Raw genomic sequence first — 20747 nt, forward strand, 5'->3', positions numbered from 1 at the left:
TCACTGCGCCGCTGCGCGGTAGACGGTCGCCTCGCCCTTCAGCGCCTCGGTGATGCCGGAGAGGTAGGCCGACTGGTTCGTCGCGGTGAGGTTGTATGCGACATAGACGCCGTACCCGTCGGCCACCGTGCGCTGAGCGAAGTCGGCGGCCGTCGTGGCACTCGTGTTCGCGAGGTCGATGGCCGCGGCCCCGAGCCGACCACGGTCGTCCAGGCCCGGCACGGTGGGAGCGTCGTAGGTCGGGTAGTACGGGTTCCAGGCGTGATCGAGCACGCTGCCGGCGTCGAAGAGACCGAAGTCCGTGGTCGTGTAGGACGGGCCGATTGCATACAGCGTGATGAGCTTGTCCGGCCCGAGCCGGTCGCGCAACGCAGAGGCCAGCCAGCCGAAGGACTGCGGGTTCGGCTGCGGGGTGCCGTTCGCCCCGTAGTTGCTCCACTCGTCGTCGAAGTCGATGCCGTCGAGGCCGTAGGCGGTCACGGTGTCGGCGAGCTGCGCGGCGAAGGCGTCGGCATCCGCGTACGACGTGAAGTTCGCGAAGCCGGCCCCCTGGTGGTTTCCGAGCACCGACAGCAGCACCTTGGTGCCCTGGGCCTGCAGCGGACGGATCTGGTTCTGCGCATCCTGCAGCGTCTCGGTGACCCGGTCGTTGAGGTGGAGGACCGCCTGCTCCCCGTCGTAGTTGATGTTCGCGGCGAAGATCATGGCCAGATCGACCGCGGGACGGCCCGACTCGGCGAGCGTGTAGTCCGCGACGTTCGCTAAATCGTTCGAGTTCACCTCGACGTAGACGGCGAGCTTCGGGTCGGCAGCGGCGGCATCGGCGACCGCCGCGGTCGAGGCGGCGAGGGCGGCGGCTCCGGCGGCGGCGAACGCCGCTGCTGCCGCGATACCTCTTCTCAGGCGGGACGATCGTGCGGGTGAGGAACTCATGACGGGATCTTCTCCTTCGGCGTCGTTGTCGAGATCGGGTCGCGACGTCGCGACTCGCGGCCTGACTATATCGCTTAAGCACAGGTGTCGGAAGGGGATGCTGGCGGTGCGCACCGATTCCGACGATGCTGGACGCATGCGCGCCCTCCGACTCCTCTGGCGGTATCCGGTCATCACGCTCACGGTCCTGGTCTTCGCCGTGGTCGGGGCGCTCCACGCCGCAGGCGAAGAGACCATCGGCCGATGGGTCGCGACGATCTTCGTGGCTGCGGTGGTCGTGTGGACGCTCATCGGCATGGTCCGCGACGTGCTCCGCGGCCACGTCGGACTCGACATCCTCGCGGTCGTCGCCATGGTGGCGACACTCGCGGTGGGCGAGTACATCGCGGCGCTCATCATCGTCCTCATGCTCTCCGGGGGCGAGGCGCTGGAGGACTTCGCGGGCCGCCGGGCCAAGCGCGACCTCTCCGCTCTGCTGGATCGCTCGCCGCGCAGCGCCCATGTGCTGACACACCCCGAGGATGCGGACTCGGACGCGGCGAGGGAGGTGCCGGTCGACGATGTGGCCGTGGGCGACGTGCTTCTCGTCCGCCCGGCGGAGATCATCCCCGTGGACGGTGAACTGCTCACGGACAGCGCGTCGTTCGACGAATCCTCGCTCACGGGCGAGAGCCTGCCCGTGACGCGCGGCGCGGGCGACGAGGTGCTGTCTGGCGCGATCAACGGCAGCCGGGCCATCCGCCTCCGTGCCCTCCGCACCGGCGCCGACAGCCAGTACCAGCAGATCGTCGCCCTGGTCGCCCAGGCCGAGTCCTCCCACGCGCCCATCGTGCGCCTCGCCGACCGGTTCGCGATCCCGTTCACCGCCGTCGCGCTCGTGCTCGCGGGGACGGCCTGGGCGCTCTCCGGCGACGCCACGCGGTTCGCCGAAGTGCTCGTGCTGGCGACGCCCTGTCCCCTGCTGATCGCCGCTCCCGTCGCCTTCCTCGGCGGACTCTCCCGGGCGGCGAAGTCGGGCGTCATCATGAAGAGCGGTGCGGTGATCGAGCAGATCGCGCGCGTGCGCTCCGCGGCGTTCGACAAGACCGGGACGCTCACCCAGGGGAGGCCGGAGCTCGTCGACGTGCGTCCGGCACAGGGCTTCGATGCGGATGAGATCCTGCGACTCGCCGCCTCGGCCGAGCAGTACTCCTCGCACGTGCTCGCCGACGGCATCCGCCGCGCCGCCGCCGCCCGAGGCCTGGCGCTGCACGGGGCGACGGAGGCGAGCGAGACCGCGACGAACGGGGTGTCCGCGACGATCGGCGGCCGCGCGGTTGTCGTCGGCAAGCCGGCGTATGTGGCGTCCCTCGCCCCGGACACCGTACGGGCGGAGCTCGCGCCGGGACAGGCCGCCGCCTATGTCGCCGTGGACGGACGGTTCGCGGGGGTCCTGGTCCTCGCCGATGCCGCCCGCCCGGAGGCACCGGCCGTGATCTCGTGGCTGCGGACGCACGAGGTCGACCGGCTCGCGATGCTGACCGGGGATGTGGAGACCACCGCGGCGTCGATCGGACGGCAGGTCGGGATCGACGAGATCCACGCCGAACTCCTGCCGCCCGAGAAGGTGCGTCTGGCCGCCGAGATGCAACCACGGCCTGTGCTGATGGTCGGCGACGGTGTGAACGACGCGCCGGTGCTGGCAGCGGCCGACATCGGCATCGCGATGGGCGCGAAGGGAGCGACGGCCGCCGGGGACGCCGCCGACGTCGTCATCCTCGTGGATTCGCTCGCCAAGGTCGTCGACGCCGTCGCGATCGGACGGCACACCCTCCGCGTCGCCCTCACCGCGATCTGGATCGGGATCGGGCTGAGCGTGGGGCTGATGGTCGTCGCGATGACCGGCGCCATCCCCGCGGTCGTCGGCGCGCTGGTCCAGGAGCTCGTCGACCTCGCGACGATCCTCTACGCCCTGCGCGCGCTGAGCGGCCCGCCGAGCGATCTCCGCCCCTCCGCCTGAGCGCTGTTCCTGCACCGCACGCGGTTCCGCCTCTCCCGTCCACAGGTCCCGTGTTCGCGATCCTGTGGACGCGGAATACCGTGACAGCCTGAGGCCCCGGACTCAGACTGGAGGCATGACCGTGGACGACCCGCAAGTATGGACACTGATCGGCGTCTTCGCCGCCGTGATGCTCGGCGGCATGACGCTCATGACGTCGCAGCTCAGTCGCGTGATCCGTGCGGAGGTGGACCGCATCGACGGCACCCTCTCCGCACGGATCGATCGCATCGACGGCACCCTCTCCGCACGGATCGACGGCCTCGACGCCCGGCTCGGACGCATCGAGACGAAGGTCGACGATCTCGACAGGGAGCTCACGAACCTCGCGACGCGGTTCTGGCGCTCGCAGTGACCGGCCCGCGGCCTCAGATCGCCACGTCGCCGACGAGGTTGACCTTGATGCCCATGCCGTCGAACATCGCGGCCTTCGCGATCAGCGCCTTGTCCGCGGTCTCGGCGTCGGGCGCGTAGACGAGCTGCGCGTGGTTCGCCTTGTGCCGCGCCATGAACTGGTCGCGCGAGATGCCGTGCAGCACCACATGGGCGATCGGCCACTCCGGGTTCGTGGCGTCCTTCCGGCGCTGCGTCTCCTCCGCCGGCAGCTCGACGACCGACGCCCGGAAGATGTCCGCCTGCAGGACGCCCTCGGCGATGAACACCCGGGAGAGCACGACCTCGCCGGGCTTCGAGACGCCGTTGATCGTGGCGCCGCCGGCGGGGAAGAACACGTGACCCTGGCGCCACCCCTCCGCGTTCTGCCAGCCGCCGAGGTGGGAGGCCGGCACCGAGCCGGAGATCTCGTACACCCACACGAACTGCCCGTCGTAGTCCTCGCCCCAACGGACGTCGTGGAGAGTGTTGTCGGGGACGAGCCCCATCGCCCGCCAGACGCGGTCGGTCACGAGCGCATCGACGGCGACCCCCTCGTCGGCCTCGTTGAAATGCGGGAACGCGCGCCCCTCGTGCAGCACGCGGGAGCCGTCGCGCGAGGTCACCGGCGGGCGCTCGGTGGAGTTCAGGATGCCCTCCGCCAGATCCGACGCCGGAACGAGATCCTTCAAGCCCTGCTGGTACTGGATGCCGACCGCGTCGAGGCCGAAGTCGTCGGCGATGCGGAGGGCGGCGATGTACATCTTCAGCTGCCACTGCACCTGCTCGCGGGTGAGCTCGGTCGCGGCGTCCTCGCCGTAGCGGAAGGTCATGCCGCGCTCGATCAGCCAGTCGTAGGCGGCGTCGGCCTCCTCCTCAGTGACGTTCAGCATCTCCGCGTAGAGAGCCGACTGCGACAGGCGCTCCTTGTAGATGCCGGTCTGGTTGAGGAGCTCGTCGTCGAAGATGGCGTTGTACATGCCCATGCAGCCCTCGTCGAAGACGCCGATGATGGCCTTCTCGGCGCGCAGCTCCGCGGCGAGCGCCTCGCCGAGCTGCTTCTCCGGGCTGTCCGGCAGTGCGGGGAGCGGACGCACGTGGGAGGCATCGTGGGTGATGGCGCCGGTCTCCGTCCACTCCCGGATGCCGTCGCGGAACCAGTCGTCGGTGAAGTCGACCGACCAGATCGTCGCGTACGGCTTGTCCATCTTCGTCAGGCCCGCGTTGAGGCCGAGGAGGCCGACGAGGCCGGGCCAGTCACCCGCGAAGTTCGCCACCGTGAGGATCGGGCCCTCGTGCGTGCGGAGGCCCGCGAGCACGTGGTGCGAGTACTGCCAGACGGCCTCGGCGACGATGAGCGGCGCGTCGACGGGGATGTTCTTGAACACCTCGAGACCCATGCGCTGGCTGGAGATGAAGCCGTGACCGGTCTCCGGGTCGACCTCATTGGCGCGGACGACCGTCCAGCCGAGGTCGTTCAGCACGCCGGTGACCCCGGCCTCGAGCTCGACCTGGGTGGGCCAGCCGGCCGTGTTGGCCGACTCGCGCAGGTCGCCGGAGGCGATCAGGTACGCGGTCTTCGGCGCAGCGGTGGGACGGGATGCCGGGGTGGGCAGGGTATAGGCGGTCATGAGTTCTCCGGGGTCGAGGGGGTGGGGGATCCGTCGCGCTGGGCGGCGGCGAGTTCATGGACGACGTCCTTCGAGCCGTCGTACAGGCGCACGTAGCGGTCGAAGAGGGCGTCCGCGAAAGGACGCAGCGCCTCGTCCGGGCGGACGGTGTCGGCGATGGGGTTCCAGTCGGTGATCGCGGGCGCGGCCCCGTCGGCGGCCGTGGCGGTCGCCGCGAGGAAGGCGGCCCCGTAGCTCGCGCCGATCGTCGTCTGCGGCACCTCCTGCACGAGCCCGGTGATGTCCGAGACGATCTGCAGCCACAGCCGTCCCTGCGTGCCGCCGCCGACCGCCACGATGCGGCGAATGTCGGCGCCGGCGGCTCGCATGGTCTCGACGTTGTGGCGCACGCCCAGCGCGGTGGCCTCGAGGGCCGCGCGATAGAGGTCTCCTCGGGTGTGCCGGAGGGTGAGCCCGGCGATGACGCCGCGGGCGTCGGGATCCTGGATCGGGGTGCGCTCACCGGCGAAGTACGGCAGCATCAGCAGGCCGTTCGCGCCGGGACCCGACTCCTCCGCCTCGGCGAGCAGCGCCGGGTAGTCGGCGCCGGAGAGGTCCTTCAGCCACGCGGTGAGCGCTCCGGATGTGGACAACCCGCCGGCGAGGTTGCGCGTGCCCGCGAAGGCGCCGGCCGTCGTCCACATCGAGGGCGTGCGGAGCGTCTGCTCCCCGGTCGCGACGAGGAACATCGTCGTGCCGTACATCAGCATGAGGTCGCCGACCTCATGGGCGCCGACGCTCACCGCCTCGGTCCAGGCGTCGATCGTGCCGGTGATGACCGGAGTCCCCTCGGGCAGGCCGGTCAGGTCCGCTGCAGCGGCGGTCACGGTGCCCGCGATCTCCCCGGCCCAGCGCAGCGGGGGCTGCTCGATCGTCCCGGCGAACCGCTGCCACCAGGGGTCGTGCCACTGCTCGCGCTCGATGTCGTACAGCGGCGAGACCTGGCTGGCCGACTGGTGGTCGAGGACGTAGGCGCCGGTGAGCTTGCGGGCCAGCCAGGAGGCGGGCATGTAGAGCCGCCGCGCGCGCTGCCAGGACTCCGGCTCTTCGTCGGCGACCCAGGCGAGCTTCGGCCCACCGGCCTGCGAGGTGAGCGTCGAGCCACCCACGCGGGTGATCTCCTCGACGCCGAGCTCCGCCGTCATGCGCTCGATCTGCGCCGTGGAACGGGTGTCCACACCGTAGAGGATCGCGGGGCGCACGGGCTCGTCGTCCTCGTCGGCGAGCAGGACGCACGGGCCCATGCCGCTCACGCCGACGCCCACGACCTCCGCGTCGGGGACCGCGGCGAGAAGGTCGGTGGCCAGCTCGACGAACTCGTCCCACCAGATCCGGCCGTCCATCTCGACCCATCCGGACTGCGGACGGGAGACATCGTGCGCGCGGGTCGCCGTCGCGAGGATCGTGCCGGCGGGGTCCACGAGGACGCCCTTGCTGCTGGACGTGCCGATGTCCACCCCGAGGGTGCAGCGCATGGTCTCTCCTTTGATCCCGACGGGCCGTGCAGGCCTGGACCCAGGCTACGCGAAATCGATTTCAAGGCGCAAGGAGCCGACCGCTTCTGCACCACGAGGACCGATATCGAGAGTCTCCACAGTCTTCGCCTCCGGCCGGAAAAACGCCGGTTCAGCACCGGAATACCGTGACATCCTGACCCCTCCGATCGAGACTGGAGGCATGCCCTTGAATGACCCGCAGGTATGGACGCTGATCGGCATCTTCGTGACGACGATGCTCGGCGGCATGACCCTCATGACGACGCAGTTCGGCCGCGTGCTCCGTGCGGAGATCGGCGGGCTGCGTGGGGAGATGACCGGCGAGATCGGCACCCTCCGCACCGAGATGACCACGGAGATCTCCGGCCTCCGCACCGACATGACCACCGAGATCGCTACCCTCCGCACCGACATGACCACCGAGACCACACGACTACGCAGTGAGATCGGCGCCCTCCGCACCGAGATGACCACCGAGATCTCCGGCCTCCGCACCGAGATGACCACCGAGATCTCCGGCCTCCGCACCGAGATGACGACCGAGATCGGCACCCTCCGCACCGACACGAGCACCGAGACCGGGGGCCTCCGCACCGACATGACGAACGAGGTCAGCGGACTCCACGGGGCGTTGGCAGCGCTGCACGCAGTGATGATGCGCGAGGTCGGCGGGCTGCGCGCGGCGATGGGTGCGCTGCACGGGGCGATGATCGGGCTGCGTGGCGAAATGATCGGCCTCCGTGGCGAGATGACCGCGCGGCTCGACGGCCTCGATCACCGCCTCGATCGATTGGAGGTGAAGGTCGACGATCTCGACAAGGAGATGACGAACCTCGCAGCGCGGTTCTGGCGCTCGCAGTAGCGACGCCCCGTTCAGGCGCGCGCGGCCGCGCGCTGCACCTCGCCGGAGAGGACGATCGTCCGGGCCGGTTGCTCGTCGCCCTTGATCCGATCCAGCAGCATCCGCGCCGCCGTCACACCCATGAGGCGCGCGGGGAGCCTCACGACGGTGACGGCGGACGGCGACAGCGTCGTGAAGGGCAGCGACCCGATCACCGCGACGCCGAGCTGCGGCGGGGTGAGTCCGTGCTCCGTGAGGACCTGGATCGCGCCGACACCGATGAGGTTGTTCCCGGCGACCACCGCGTCCGGCGGCTCCGGCAGCGCGAGGAGCTCCTCCATGGCCGCGCGCCCGCCGTCGACGCGGAACGTGGCGAAGCGCTGGAGCGAGGAGAGGTCATGATCGGAATCCATCGCCGAGAGCGCTTCCCGCCAGCCCTCCGCACGCTCCGCCGCGGTGTCGATGTGCGCGGGGCCACCGATGTACGCGATGCGCCGATACCCGGCGTCGAGCAGGCTCTGCGTCGCTGCGGCGCCCGCCTCCCGGTTGGCCATGACCACACCGTCGATGTCGGCGTCTGTACGACGGTCCACCGCGACGACCGGCCGTCCCGTCGCCCGCACCGGCCCCAGATCCGAGTGCTCGTCCGCCGTCGCGATGATGACGCCCGACATGTTCTCGGCGATCGCGATCCGGAGGTACGTCGCCTCCTTCTCGGCCTGGGCGTCGGAGTTGCACAGCACGACGGAATACCCCGCTTCGGACGCCGCATCCTCCACGCCGCGCGCCATCTCGGTGAAGTACGGGTTCTCGATGTCCGGGATCACCAGGGCGATGACTTCGGAGCTCTGGGTCCGCAGCGTACGCGCCGTCCGGTTCGGGGTGAAGCGCAGTTCCTCGGCCGCCGCCCGCACCGCCGCCGCCTTCTCCTCCGACACGCTCGTGCCGTTGAAGACGCGCGAGACCGTGGCCGGGGAGACGCCGGCCCGCCGCGCGACGTCGTAGATCGTGGCCATGGGCACCCACTGTAACCGGTTTCAGCCTCAGCCCTCCGCGAGGAATCGATCGAGAGTCGCTCCGAGAGCATCGAGCCGGGTCCGAGCCGCCTCCGAGAGCGGTCGGAACGGACGACGGCAGTCCCCCAGCGCTCCTGCACCTCCCGCGCTGCGACCGGAGAGGTATTTCGCCGCGGGGAAGACGTCGACCGCGACGAGCTCGGCGATGACATGGTTGATCCGGCTCTGCACCCGCTGCGCTCCGACCAGGTCGCCGGCGTCGAGGAGGCGCCGCGCCGCCTGGAAGAGCTCGACCTGGAGCCCCACGGTCGTGCCGATCGTCCCGCGGGCACCGGCGGCGAGCGCGGGCACGAACACCTCGTCGAACCCGTTGATGTAGGCCTTGTCGGGGAACGCCGCCTTCATGCGCTCGAGGGCGTACATGTTGTGCGCGGTCTGCTTGAGACCGATCACGCGATCATCGCCCAAGAGCTCTCCGGCCGTCTCCAGCGTGAACTCGGTCCCCGTGAACTGCGGGATGTTGTAGACGATCAGCGGGAGGTCCACGGCGTCCAGCACCGCGCGGTAGTGGTCGAGGACGGCCTCGATGCCGAAGGAGTAGTAGATCGGCGGGATCATCGAGAGGGCGGAGGCGCCGGCGCGCTGCGCCCGCCGTCCGAGCTCGATCGCCTCCCGCGTCGACAGCGCGCCGACGTGGGCGACGACGGGGATGCGCCCCTCGGCGGCGCGCACGGCGGTCTCCACCACCGCGGTCCGTTCATCCGCTGACAGGAGGAGACCCTCCCCCGACGACCCGCAGCAGTAGATCCCCTCGACGCCGCGGGAGACGTAGTCCTCCACGAGCGTCGAAAGCAGTCCGGTGTCCACCGCCCCGTCCGCGTCGTAGGGAGTGGCGATCGCCGCCATCAGCACCCCGAGGTCCGCCGCGGTGGTCACCATGCGGTCCACCCCCCGTCCACGACGAGGTTCGCTCCGGTCATGTAGCGCGAGGCATCCGAGAGTAGGAAGACCGCGGCCCCGTTGAAGTCGGTCGCCTCCGCCATGCGTCCGATCGGGATGCGCGCGGTGTAGTTCTGCTGGAACGCCGCGTCCTGCGTGTCCCGACCGACGCCGGAGGGGGTGAGGGTGTTGACCCTGATGCCCTGTCGGCCCCAGTACGTCGCGCAGTACCGGGTGAGGTTGTACAGCCCCGACTTCGCCGCCGAGTAGGCCACCGGCTTCACGAACGGCACCCCGGTCTGCTCCTCCTTGTAGGCGTAGATGTCCTGCACCGGCGACACCATCCCGTAGATCGAGCCGACGTTGATGATCGAGCCCGGCGTGCCGGCCGCGCGCATCCGGGCGCCGGCGGCCTGCGTGACGAGGAAGGTGCCGACGAGGTTCACGTCGACCACCTCCCGGAACACCTCGAGGGGGAAGTCCTCGAAGGGCCCGGAGACCTCGGGGGGCGCGCTCGGCTGGGTGTCCAGACCGGCGTTGTTGATCACGCCGTCCGGCGCCGCACCCCACGCCTCGACGATCGCGTCGAGGCCGGCCTCGACGCTGTCCTTCGAGACGATGTCCACGGAGACGCCGAGGAGGCGCGGGCTGTCGGCGATCTCGGGGAACACCTCCTTCAGGCGTGCGGCGTCGACCGTGCGCGATGCCACGGCCACCCGGGCACCGCGTCCGTGGAGCTCGCGGACGAAGGCCGATCCGATCTGGCCGAGGCCGCCGGTGACCAGGATGATGCGGTCGGTGAGGTCGAAGATGTCCGTCATGTCGTTCGCCTCCCTCAGCTCACCGCGTGCCGCGCGAGGTTCTCACGGTCGTACTCCAGGCCGTTCCCCGGCGCTCCGGTCGGGACGAAGAACCCGTTCTGCGGCCGCTGCGGCACGATGACGCCGAGGTCGCTGAGCGTGCCCCCGTCCGTCATCTCGCCGAACAGGGCGTTGGGCACCGCGCAGAGCACGTTCGCCGTGAGCTCCATCACGAAGTGCGGCGTCATCGGGGCGTTGTACGCCCGGCCCAGGGCGGCGATGTCCATGTAGGGCGTGATGCCGCCCACGCGACCGACGTCGGCCTGGATGAAGTCGCACGCGTCGGCGAGGAGGTACTGGTTGAACTGCTGGAGCGTGTAGACGTTCTCCCCCAGCCCGATCGGGATCGGCGAGCGGGCCCGGAGGCGCGCATGCGAGGCGACGTCGTCCACGCGCAGCGGCTCCTCCACCCAGTAGAGGTTGAGGTCGCGGAACCGGGTGACCGCCCGGACCGCCTCCCCGTACGTCCATCCCTGGTTCGCATCGACCATGAGCGGATACTCGCCCACCGCCTCGCGGATCTTGGTGAGCCGGTAGACGTCCTCTTCGAGGTCCGGCTTGCCGACCTTGACCTTCCCGGCGGCGTACCCGTCGGCCTTCCATTCCTTGACCTGCTCGACGACCTCCTCGGCGGACAGGTTCAGGTTGATGCCGCTGCCGTACAGTGCGACCCGGTCGCGCACCTGGCCGAGGAGCTTCGCGAGCGGCTGCTCGTAGTGCAGCCCCAGCAGGTCCCACAGCGCCACATCGATCGCGGCGAGGGCGAGCGTAGTGGTCCCGCCGGGGCCGTTGTCGCGCAGGTGCTGCCAGGAGTGCTGCCAGACGGCCCGCGGATTGACCTCGCGGCCGATGAGCGTGGGGATGAGCTCACGCAGCGCCGCCATCATCATCTGACCGCCGACACCAGACGTGTGGCTGAAGCCGGTGCCGACCAGCCCGGTGTCGGTGGTGATGTCGGCGAGGATGATCTCGATGTGGGTCACCCGATGGATCTGGTCTCCCCACGGCCCCTTGGGGAGGGGGATGCGGGAGAGCTGGAGGTCGATCGATTCGATTTTCATGCGTGGTCCTTCCGGGACGACGAGGAGGGGACGGGCGCTTCAGCCCTTGACGGCGCCGGCGGCGAGACCGGCGACGAGGCGCTTCTGCACGAGGAGGAAGCCGACGACGACGGGGAGCACCGAGAGCACGCCGCCCGCGGTGAGGAGGTCCCACCGGATCTGGTACTCGCCGATGAACAGGTGCAGCCCGACCGGCAGGGTGCGCGTCGCCGTCTGCGAGGTGAAGGTGAGGGCGTAGAGGAACTCGTTCCAGGTGAGGATGAACGCGTAGGTTCCCGCCGCCACCATCCCGGGCCGCAGCAGGGGCAGCAGGAGGATGCGGACGATCTGCGCGGACGAGGCCCCGTCGATCTGGCCGGCCTCCTCGATCTCCCGGGGGATGGAGTCCGCGAACCCCTTGAGCAGCCAGGTGGCGAACGGCGTGGCGAACGCGGCGTGCACGAGCGCGAGACCGAGCGTCGTGTCCATCAGCCCCATCCCGCGCAGCTGCCCCTGCAGCGAGATCACGAGCAGCACGGCGGGGAACATCTGCGCGAGCAGCAGCCCGATCATCACGGCCCCGCGGCCGCGGAAGTCGAACCGCGACATCGCGATCGCGGCGCCGGTGGAGACGACGAGCGTGACCGGGACGGCGATCGCGGCGACGGTGAGGCTGTTCCGCAGATAGGTCAGGAACGGCGTCGTCGACAGCAGTTCGGCGTAGGACGCGGTCGTGAACTCGGAGGGGATGAGGTTCGCTCCGGCGCCGGCGAGCTCGTCCCGGGGCGTGAGCGACGTCAGCAACATGACGATGTAGGGACCGAGCACCATCGCGAGCACGCCGAGGAGGGCGATCGCGAAGCCGGTCCGTCCCGCGAGACGGCCGAAGCGGACGGGAGCGGTTGTCGTGCTCATCGCGTGGCGTCCTTCCGGGTGAGGCGCACGTAGAGCGCGATGAAGACGGCGAGGAACAGGGCCTGGATGACCGCGTACGCCGCGCCGGCGCCGAAGTCGCTGGCCTTGTAGGTCGTCAGATAGGACTCCAGCGCCAGGGTCGTCGAGGAGGTGCCCGGCCCGCCGCCGGTGAGGATGAAGATGAGGTCGACGTAGTTCGAGGTCCAGATCAGGCGCAGGAGCGTCGTGATGAGGATCGTCGGGAGGATGGCGGGCAGCACGACGTGGCGGAACACGCCGACCGGGCCGCACCCGTCGATCTGCGCCGATTCCTTGAGCTCGCCGGACACGCTCTGCAGTGCCGCGAGGATCATGATGGCGAAGAGCGGGATGCCCTGCCAGACGTCGATCATCACGAGCGTCGGCAGCGCGGTGCTGTTCTGCGAGAGGAACTCGATCGGCGCGTCGATGATCCCCGCGTTCAGCAGCCACTGGTTGAGGACGCCGTTGTTGGGGTCGAGGATCCACTTCCACATCAGCGCGACCAGGACGCTCGGCGTCGCCCACGGGATCATGATGAGCCCGCGGTACACGCCCCGCAGGGGGAAGCGGTTGTTCAGCATGAGCGCGAGCGACAGCCCGCCGATCAGCTGGAGCGCGACGGCACCGAAGGTCCAGAACGCCGTGCGGCCCAGCGTGGGGACGAACTCCGCGGTGCCGATGACGCTGGCGAAGTTCTGGAACCCGACGAACTCGAGCACGCCGGTGAAGACGCTCACGTCGTTGAACGAGAACCACATCGAGCGGACGAGCGGATATCCGGCGAAGACCGCGACGAGCACGATCGCCGGCGCGAGCAGGACGAGGGGGGCGACCGAGCCGCGGCGCGCGCGTCGCCGGGGCCGGGTCACCGGCCGGCGCGGGGCCGGCCGGCCGGTGACGACCGCTTCCGTGAGGGTGGAGCTTGCCATGTCGATCCTCAGCGCAGCACGTCGGACATCTTCGTCAGCACGTCCTGGCTGCTGATCTCGCCCTGGAACGCCTGCTGGATGAGCGGGTTCCACTCCTTCGCGGCGAGCTCGGCCACCCCCTCCAGCGCAGGCCACGTCTTGGCGGTGGGGATCGCGTCGACGGCGACCGCGAGCTGCGGGTCGGACGAGTACGCCTCGGTGTCGATGACCGACTCGAGCACCGGCAGCTGACCCTGCGGCGAGGCGGAGATCTTCTCCATCTGCGCCTCCTCGCTCAGCCAGGAGATCCACTCCCAGGCGGCGTCCTTCTTGTCGGAGCCCTCGAGGATGACGTTGCCGCTCATACTGCCGAGCGTCGCGCCGGGCTTGCCGTCGGCCGTCGGGATCGGGACGACGCCGAGCTTGTCGCCGAAGACCCCCTGCAGCTCCTTCAGGGAACCCGGGTGGTGGATCATCATGCCGGTGAGGCCCTCGACGAAGTTCGTCTTGACGTCGGCGAAGGCGGCCGTGATCGATCCGGGGGGCGCCGCCTGCAGGTCGGTGACGATGCGGAGGTAGTCCTCGTTCACCGCGACGCCCTTCGCGTCGTCCAGAACGACCTCGCCGGAGTCGTCGACGACCGACGCCCCGCCGGCGTACATCCACGCGAGCCACTGGTCCTGTCCGCCCGCACCGCCGCGGACGTCGATGCCGTACCGGCCGTCACCGGTGAGGGCGGCCGCCGCGTCGAGGAGGTCCTGCTGGGTGCGCGGCGCCTCGAGCCCGAGCTCCTCGAAGTAGTCCGTGCGGTAGTAGAGGTAGAGCGTCGTGTACTGGTGGGGCAGCATGTACACCGCGTCCTCGCCGGGCAGCTGACCCGTCGCCCAGAGCGAGTCGACGACGTCGTCCGAGGCGTCCCAGCCGTCGACGTACGAGGTCAGGTCGGCGATGGCGCCCTGCGGCGCGAACTGCCCGAGCCACCAGTCCTTGCTGCGGGCGGCGTCCGGCCCGGTGCCGTTCATCGCGGAGGACACGAGCTGGTTCTGGTACTGGTCGAGCGGAATCGTCTCCAGCACGACCTTCACGTCGTCCTGAGCGCCGTTGAACTCGTCCGCGAGTTCCGTCCAGGTGGGATCGGTCGCGTCGTCCTGCCAGAGCCAGTAGGTGATCTCGACGGGGCCGTCCCCTTCCCCGGACGGGGCGCTGCCGGCACAGCCGGTGGCGAGGGCGACGACGCCGAGGGCGGCCAGGGCGGGGAGGATTCGGGTGGATCTCATGATGCGTACTCCTTCGTCGATCAGATGAGGGTCGTGCGAAATCGATTTCAAGACGGGTGCGACAGAACGCGCCGGTGCGGGGAGGGTCAGACCGGCAGCGGGGCCGTGGTGCCGAAGTCGATGTCCGGATAGCGGTTGCGGACACCGTAGAAGTGGGCGTCCAGCTCATGGACGGCCCGGCGGGTGTCGCCGGCCTCGATCGCATCGATGATGCGACCGTGCATCGCGGCGATGGCGGGATCCTCCTCGACGGGCTCCTCGCGTCGCGCGGCGGCGAAGACGACCCAGAAGGACTGCAGGAACTGATCCACGAACGCATTGCCCATCGGTGCCAGCAGCCCGCGGTGGAATTGCTGGTCGAGCTCGGCGAAGCTCTCATTGCGCAGGGCGCGCTCCACCATCTCCTCCGAGAGCAGCCGCAGACGGGCCAGATCACTCGGCTGCAGGCGCGGGATCACCAGAGGCAGCAGAGACGTCTCCAGCGCGTGACGCACTTCCAGGAGCTCGCGGGTGGCGGCCTCCGGGTCGTCGACGAAGCCGATCCAGCGGGTGGCGAGATCGGCGGCGCGGAATCCTCGCCAGACCCGGCGCGCCCCTTGCCGGGACACCACGATGCCGAACGCCTCGAGGACACTGAGGGCCTCGCGGATACGCTGCCGTCCCACCTCCAGCACGGCGCCGAGCTCGGCCTCGGTGGGCAGCGGGTCACCGATCTCCAGCCCGGAGCGCTGCAGGTGCTGAGCCAGACGTCGCGCGAGCGCGTCCGACAAGTCGGACCCGGTGACCTCGATCTTGTCTGACATGTTCCGTTCGCTCCTTCGCGACATCGGCGGAATTCTCGGTTCTGAGCCTAGACAGTCCGTGTACCTGTCGTCAAGTGACCGTCCGGTCGCCGCTACTTGTCCGACAAGCAAGCGAGCGGATACGCAGAGATGCCGCGACCCGAAGGCCGCGGCATCCCGTCCGTGCGTGTCCCGGATTCGCGTCAGCGGTGCGCGGCCACTACCTGCGCGACGGACGCCCGCTCGTCGGCGGAGGGCTCGGCGATGGCCATACGGCAGTGCGTGTCCACGACGTCGAGCACGCGGTACGCCTCCTTCATGCGCGCCATGTCGCCGCCGATGAGCGCGACGACGTCGTCCACGGCGGCCTGTGCCGCGGCGATGGCATCGGCATCGCCGGAGCGTCCGGCGTCGGCGAGGGCGCGGAACGGCTTCGGCGTCACGGAGGAGACACCAGAGACGACGCCCTGCGCGCCCGCTTCGACGGCTGCGATGAGGTCACGGTCGGCGCCGGTGTACAACTCGAAGTCGGCCGGCACCACCGCGCGGTACGCCGCGATGTCGTCGAGCGAGAGCTCGCTCACCTTGGCCCCGACCACGTTCGGCAGGGCGGCGATGCGCACGAGCAGCTCCGGCGAGACGGGGTTCCCGCTGCGCGCGGGATAGATGTAGACGTAGAGGCGCCCCTCCCCCACGGCTGCCGAGACGGCGCGGTAGTAGTCGAGGATCGCGTCGTCCGTGGCACGCAGGTAGTAGGGGGTGAGGGCCGCGAACTCCGTGGCCCCCAGCTCCTTCGCGATGCCGACCAGGCGCACGGCCTCGAAGGTGCTCGGCTGTCCGACGTGCACGATGACGCGCATCCGGTCGGCCAGCTCCTCCAGCGCAGCACCCACGAGCGCCCGGAACTCGCCCGCGTCCACGGCGGGGAACTCGCCCGTGGTGCCGAGGACGAAGGCGCCCTCGTTCCCCGAGTCGGCCACGAACCGGAAGATCGCACGCGACCCGTCGAGGTCGAGGGCCCCGTCGCGGTGGAACGCGGTCGGGACGGCGGTCAGGATGTCGTAGCGGGTCACTTCTCGGTCTCCTCGGGGGTCGTGCTCTTGCGGTTCTTGCGGTCGGCGCGTCCCCGGCGCGCACCGGCGTCGACGTTGCGGACGGTGGAGGTGAGCAGGTCGGGCTGCGCCGCGAGCTCGTCGTGTGCCTTCTCGATCTGCACGATGCTGTCGGTGTGGAGGATCGAGTCCTCCACCGAGGCCCGCTCTGCCCGGGGCGTGCGGGCGGCGCGGATCGCGGGCATCACGATCGACAGCACCGCGAGCGCGAGCAGGACGAGGGCGATCGGGCTGACGACCTCGAAGAACGGCCGCGTCGGCAGGATCGCCAGCGTGCGGGCGAGGTTCTCCTCGGCGAGCGGACCGAGCAGGAGACCGAGCACCACGGGTCCTGCCGGGACCTGCATGCGCTTGAGCAGCACGCCGACCACACCGAAGACGAGCATCGTGACGACCGTCGACAAGCTGTTCGAGGTGGCGTACGTGCCGATGATGCAGAAGATGAGGATGCCGCTCCACAGATACGGCTGCGGCACGTCGAGCAGCTTGACCATGCCCTTCATCCGCACGAGGCTCAGCGCGAGCGACAGGAGGGTCGCGACGAGCATGATCCCGACGATCGAGACGACGAGGTCGGGGCGGTTGGTGAACAGCGTGGGCCCGGGGGTGATGCCCCAGATGATCATCGAGCCGATCATCACCGCCATCACGGAGTCCCCGGGGATGCCGAGTGCCATCGTGGTGGTCAGCGAGCCGCCGAGCGTGGCGCTGGAGGCGGTGTCGGACGCGGCGACGCCCTCGATCGATCCCTTGCCGAACATCTCCGGGTGCTTCGACGCCTTGCGCGCCCGCTCCCAGCCGATGAGCCCGGCGATGTCGCCGCCGGCCGCCGGGATGAGGCCGACACCGAGGCCGACCGCGCCGCCGACCGCGGTGGCCCGTCCGCTCTGCTTCAGCTCCGCGCGGTTCGGCCACCACCGCCCGAGGCTCGAGATCGGTCGGACGTGCGACTTCCGGTGCGTGAGGAGCTGGTCGAACAGCTCGGCGATGCCGAAGAGGCCGATGATGACGGCGATGAAGTTCACGCCCTCGACCAGTTCCAGCACACCGAACGTGAAGCGCTGGTCGGCCGTGGCGGCGTACGTTCCGACACTGCCGAGCATGAGTCCGAAGAGGCCCGCGAGGATGCCCTTGAGCATCGACTTGGACGAGATGCCGATCATGATCGCGATGCCGAAGACGACGAGCGCGAACAGCTCGGGCGACTTGAAGTAGTCCCGGGCGAAGCTGGCGATCGGCACGGCGGCGACGGAGAAGAGCACGAGCGAGGCGAGGATGCCGACGGCCGACACGATCGCGGAGATCGTCAGCGCGAGACCGGCCCTGCCCTGTTTCGCCATCGGATAGCCGTCGAGGGTGGTGGCGATGGAGGCGGGAGTCCCCGGGGTGTTGATGAGGATGGACGGCACCCGGTCGCCGAAGTTCGCCGCGACGTAGATCGTCAGCAGCACCGCGAGGCCCTGCACGGGTTCGAGGGTCATGGTGAAGCCGGCCGCGAGCGCGACGGCCATGGTCGCGGTGATGCCGGGGAAGGCGCCGACCATGAAGCCGAGGACGAGGCCGACCGCCATGTACAGCAGGATCGAGATGTCGAGGAGCGAGTTCAGCCCCTCCAGGAGCGCGTTCACAGGGGGATCCTCAGGAGCATGCCGAAGACGACGTAGACGAACGCCGTGACGGCGGCGGAGTAGATGACGAGGCTCAGCCAGCGGCGGTGGCCGTAGAGGAGCATCAGTGCGGCCATGAGCAGGGCGCAGGCGATCGGGAAGACCTCGATCCGGTAGCCGAAGAGGATGACCGAGCCGAGGGACCAGAGTGCGATGAAGGCACCGGCGATCGCGATCGTCGCGACCACCCGGAGGACGCCGCCCGGCTGGATGCGCTCGAGGTCCTCCCGCGTGGGTGCCGGTCGCGTGATCGCCACGGCGAGCAGGGCAATCGCGATCACGACGCCGGTCACGCCGATGACGAGCGGCCAGAAGCGCGCGTCGATCTGTCCGGGGGCGGCCTCGCGGCGCAGCGGGATCTGCGTGGCGAGGAAGAGATAGCCGGCGGTGATCGCGAGGGCGACGGCGGCGAACGCGATCTCGAGGGGTCGCGAGGCGGTCGCCCCCTCGTAGCCGCCCGGCGCGGCCGACCCGGCCGCGGTGTCGGGGCTGGTCATGGTGCTCCTTCGTCGGAGGACGCGGTGGGGCCGGCGCGTGCCGCCCCCACCGGAGGTGTTCAGCCCAGGAGATCCTGGAACAGGGCGAACTGGTCGTCGACGAACCCGGTCCACTCCGTGGAGTCGCGGTAGACCACGAGGTTGCCGGCGTCCGCCTGGAACTTCTGGTAGCTCTCGGACTCCACGGCCTCCTTGACGGCGGCCTCGAGGGCGTCGTGCACGTCGTCGGGCAGGCCGGCCGGTGCGTAGATGCCGCCCCAGCCGCCGAAGACGACCTCTTCGCCGATGGCCTCCTCGACCGTCTCGACGTCCTCCGCGTCCGGGTGACGCTCGTCGTTCATGACCGCGAGGATGCGGACGGCCTCGCCCTGCGCGAGGGCCTCGCCGAGTCCGGAGACGGCGGCGACGGTCTCACCGGACGCGGCGGCCGCGACCGCCGTGGCGCCACCGTCGTAGGGAACGGGGGTGAAGTCGGCGTCCGTGGCCTTGCCGAGACCGAGGGTGGCGGCCTCCCAGATCGAGCCGGCGCCGGAGTTCGCGACCGTGACCGCGCCGGACTTCGCCTGGGTCACGAGGTCGTCGAGGGTCTCGATGCCGCTGTTGGCACCCACCGTGATGACCCCGGGGGCGAGCATGATCTGTCCGAGCAGGTCGAAGTCGTCGGGCAGCACGTCGGCGCTCTGGGTCGTGTTGAGCATCGCGATCTCGACCGGGGCGAACCCGATGACGTAGCCGTCCGGATCCTGCGAGCCGACGTACTCCATCGCGAGCGCTCCCGCGGCTCCGGGCATGTTCTCCGGGATCACGCTGACGCCGAGAATCTTCTCGAGCTCGGTGGCGAGCGCGCGGGACGACAGGTCGGAGCCGCCGCCGGGGTTGGCCTGGATGATCAGCCGGATGTCGTCCTCGGGATAGGTCGAGGCGGCCCCCTCGCTCTCGTCGACCTTCGTGCAGGCCGACAGCACCAGAGCGGTGGCGGCGAGGGCGGCGAAGGCAGCGGCCGCCCGAGTGATGCGCATGCGGGGCATCTTTGCTCCTCTACGTGGGTCGACCGTGTTGTCGACACCGCGAGGCTACCAGTGTTGACTGTTAACAGTCAACACTGTGGCCGAGTCACCGCACGCGACACACGGCCAGGAGGTGCGGGCTCAGCTCCCGGATTCCGGGAACGGTGCTCCCGGCTCGTGCCAGCTGGAGGGCCGCCTGCGTGAGCGCCGTCTCCGCCACCGGCATCCCCTCCAGCAACAGCCCGCCGGGCCCTTCGACGCCATGGACCTCCAGAACGTCGAGTCCGGCCGAGACGGCCTCCTCGGCGAGCGACTCCGCCGTATGGAAGTGCCCCGCCGGGAAGCGACCCCGCGAGGAGGGAGTCCCGTGTTCCAGCAGGGCGCCGTGCTCGTCGTCGAGCTGGAGGTCGGTCACGCCCAGCGCGAGTTGACCGAATCCGACGAACCGCGAGAGGCCTGCCGCGAACACCCAGCCGCCGGATCGCACCACCCGTGCGGCCTCGCCGAGCGCCTCGAGACGGTCCGCGCGGTCGGCCAGGTGGTAGAGCGGGCCGAGGAGAAGGGCGGCATCGAAGCTGTCCGCGGCGAACGGCAGGGAGCGCGCGTCGCCCACGCGGGCGTCCACACCTCGCTCCGCCGCACCGCGGACGTGCCCGGGCACCGGGTCGACGAGCGTGACGTGATGGCCGCGGTCCAGGAGAGAGCGCGCATGGACACCCGCCCCGCCTCCGACATCGATCACACGGCCCTCGGTGAGGTGCCTGGCGATCAGCTCCTGGATGCGCTGGTGCTCCAGCGGCCCCTGCGCCGAGCGGGTCGTCAACCGCGCCGATTCGTCGAACTGCTCCTCGTAGTAGTCGCGGATCCGCTCGTCGAGCTCACGCTGGTCCATGGTCGGCCTCTCTCCCCTCGCGCGACGTTCGGATCAAGTCAGCCGCTCCGGTCGGGTACAGGGGAACCTCGTGGCCGGCGTCGTCGAACGAGCGCCACACGACAGGGACGGCCGAGCCGTCCGACTCGGTGAGGGTCCCACCTTCGACGCCCGGTGCCGGATCGAGTGAGCCGGAGTACAGAGCGACGATCTCATGGCCGATCTCACCGTTGAAGCGGAAGATGTTCTCGACGATCCCGACGTGTTCGAGGCCGTCGATGCGTGCTCCGAGCTCTTCATCCACCTCTCGGACTATCGCGTCCCGGAAAGACTCGCCGAGTTCGACACTCCCCCCGATCAGCCGATGGTATCCCCGAGGATTCTCCGTGGTCGGTGCGTTGACACTGACGAGGTGAGACATCCCGTCCGCGCTCGGAGCGACCAGCATGGCTTTGACGCGGATGGTGGAGCGGTCGATTCCCATG

20 protein-coding genes are annotated in these 20747 nt (G+C 69.9%); 3 read left to right on the top strand and 17 right to left on the bottom strand.

Annotation, left to right across the window (positions count from 1 at the left end; translation table 11 throughout):
- A complete protein-coding gene (locus AB0300_RS06705; RefSeq protein WP_025102639.1) occupies nt 1–933 on the bottom strand; it encodes an endo-beta-N-acetylglucosaminidase H in 933 nt (310 codons plus the stop codon).
- 136 nt (nt 934–1069) lie between these two features.
- Here AB0300_RS06705 and AB0300_RS06710 point away from each other — a divergent pair, with 136 nt between their 5' ends.
- Together AB0300_RS06710 and AB0300_RS06715 are read left to right on the top strand one after the other, a co-directional pair.
- Nucleotides 1070–2932 (top strand): heavy metal translocating P-type ATPase, encoded by a 1863-nt coding sequence (locus AB0300_RS06710; protein WP_249520826.1) that lies wholly within the window; start codon nt 1070–1072, stop codon nt 2930–2932.
- 115 nt (nt 2933–3047) lie between these two features.
- A complete protein-coding gene (locus AB0300_RS06715; protein WP_060922290.1) occupies nt 3048–3326 on the top strand; it encodes a hypothetical protein in 279 nt (92 codons plus the stop codon).
- Nucleotides 3327–3339: 13 nt separating this feature from the next.
- On the opposite strand, the gene AB0300_RS06720 is transcribed toward AB0300_RS06715, so the two are convergent.
- The gene (locus AB0300_RS06720; RefSeq protein ID WP_085605071.1) at nt 3340–4974 is read right to left on the bottom strand and encodes a fucose isomerase; all 1635 of its coding nucleotides are present in this window, start codon (nt 4972–4974) and stop codon (nt 3340–3342) included.
- A complete protein-coding gene (locus tag AB0300_RS06725) occupies nt 4971–6488 on the bottom strand; it encodes an FGGY family carbohydrate kinase (protein ID WP_366215710.1) in 1518 nt (505 codons plus the stop codon). The genes AB0300_RS06720 and AB0300_RS06725 overlap by 4 nt, the downstream gene beginning before the upstream one ends.
- 202 nt (nt 6489–6690) lie before the next feature.
- Here AB0300_RS06725 and AB0300_RS06730 point away from each other — a divergent pair, with 202 nt between their 5' ends.
- Nucleotides 6691–7371: a hypothetical protein gene (locus tag AB0300_RS06730; protein ID WP_366215711.1), complete on the top strand. Its 681-nt coding sequence runs from the start codon at nt 6691–6693 to the stop codon at nt 7369–7371.
- Between the two features lie 11 nt (nt 7372–7382).
- Here AB0300_RS06730 and AB0300_RS06735 read toward each other — a convergent pair whose 3' ends face one another.
- From AB0300_RS06735 to AB0300_RS06800, 14 genes are all read right to left on the bottom strand, one after another.
- Nucleotides 7383–8366: a LacI family DNA-binding transcriptional regulator gene (locus AB0300_RS06735; RefSeq protein WP_025102645.1), complete on the bottom strand. Its 984-nt coding sequence runs from the start codon at nt 8364–8366 to the stop codon at nt 7383–7385.
- 27 nt (nt 8367–8393) lie between these two features.
- On the bottom strand, nt 8394–9305 hold the full coding sequence (locus tag AB0300_RS06740; RefSeq protein WP_366215712.1) for a dihydrodipicolinate synthase family protein: 912 nt from the start codon (nt 9303–9305) through the stop codon (nt 8394–8396).
- Nucleotides 9299–10126 carry an SDR family oxidoreductase gene (locus AB0300_RS06745; protein ID WP_126893954.1) on the bottom strand — a complete coding sequence of 276 codons (828 nt, stop codon included), beginning with the start codon at nt 10124–10126 and terminating at the stop codon, nt 9299–9301. Before AB0300_RS06745 ends, AB0300_RS06740 begins: the two co-directional genes overlap by 7 nt.
- Before the next feature lie 14 nt (nt 10127–10140).
- A complete protein-coding gene (locus AB0300_RS06750) occupies nt 10141–11226 on the bottom strand; it encodes a mandelate racemase/muconate lactonizing enzyme family protein (RefSeq protein ID WP_025102648.1) in 1086 nt (361 codons plus the stop codon).
- Nucleotides 11227–11265: 39 nt separating this feature from the next.
- Nucleotides 11266–12120, bottom strand: coding sequence for a carbohydrate ABC transporter permease (locus tag AB0300_RS06755; RefSeq protein WP_025102649.1), 855 nt, complete (start codon nt 12118–12120; stop codon nt 11266–11268).
- Nucleotides 12117–13070 carry a sugar ABC transporter permease gene (locus tag AB0300_RS06760; protein WP_366215713.1) on the bottom strand — a complete coding sequence of 318 codons (954 nt, stop codon included), beginning with the start codon at nt 13068–13070 and terminating at the stop codon, nt 12117–12119. Before AB0300_RS06760 ends, AB0300_RS06755 begins: the two co-directional genes overlap by 4 nt.
- Nucleotides 13071–13078: 8 nt before the next feature.
- Entirely contained in the window at nt 13079–14326 is a 1248-nt protein-coding gene (locus AB0300_RS06765) for a sugar ABC transporter substrate-binding protein (RefSeq protein ID WP_060921605.1), read from the bottom strand.
- A gap of 86 nt (nt 14327–14412) precedes the next feature.
- Nucleotides 14413–15129: an FCD domain-containing protein gene (locus AB0300_RS06770; protein ID WP_060921604.1), complete on the bottom strand. Its 717-nt coding sequence runs from the start codon at nt 15127–15129 to the stop codon at nt 14413–14415.
- Between the two features lie 182 nt (nt 15130–15311).
- Nucleotides 15312–16181, bottom strand: a complete 870-nt coding sequence (locus tag AB0300_RS06775; protein ID WP_085605096.1) for a dihydrodipicolinate synthase family protein — start codon at nt 16179–16181, stop codon at nt 15312–15314.
- Nucleotides 16178–17848, bottom strand: a complete 1671-nt coding sequence (locus tag AB0300_RS06780; RefSeq protein WP_085605100.1) for a tripartite tricarboxylate transporter permease — start codon at nt 17846–17848, stop codon at nt 16178–16180. Before AB0300_RS06780 ends, AB0300_RS06775 begins: the two co-directional genes overlap by 4 nt.
- Entirely contained in the window at nt 17845–18384 is a 540-nt protein-coding gene (locus AB0300_RS06785) for a tripartite tricarboxylate transporter TctB family protein (RefSeq protein ID WP_366215714.1), read from the bottom strand. Before AB0300_RS06785 ends, AB0300_RS06780 begins: the two co-directional genes overlap by 4 nt.
- Before the next feature lie 59 nt (nt 18385–18443).
- Nucleotides 18444–19412, bottom strand: coding sequence for a tripartite tricarboxylate transporter substrate binding protein (locus tag AB0300_RS06790; protein ID WP_126893949.1), 969 nt, complete (start codon nt 19410–19412; stop codon nt 18444–18446).
- A gap of 85 nt (nt 19413–19497) precedes the next feature.
- A complete protein-coding gene (locus tag AB0300_RS06795) occupies nt 19498–20283 on the bottom strand; it encodes a class I SAM-dependent methyltransferase (RefSeq protein ID WP_366215715.1) in 786 nt (261 codons plus the stop codon).
- A complete protein-coding gene (locus AB0300_RS06800; protein WP_062637255.1) occupies nt 20270–20746 on the bottom strand; it encodes an NUDIX domain-containing protein in 477 nt (158 codons plus the stop codon). The genes AB0300_RS06795 and AB0300_RS06800 overlap by 14 nt, the downstream gene beginning before the upstream one ends.
- Nucleotide 20747 lies beyond the last annotated feature (1 nt).

It is taken from the genome of Microbacterium sp. NPDC078814, assembly GCF_040702645.1.
Taxonomy (GTDB): Bacteria; Actinomycetota; Actinomycetes; order Actinomycetales; family Microbacteriaceae; genus Microbacterium.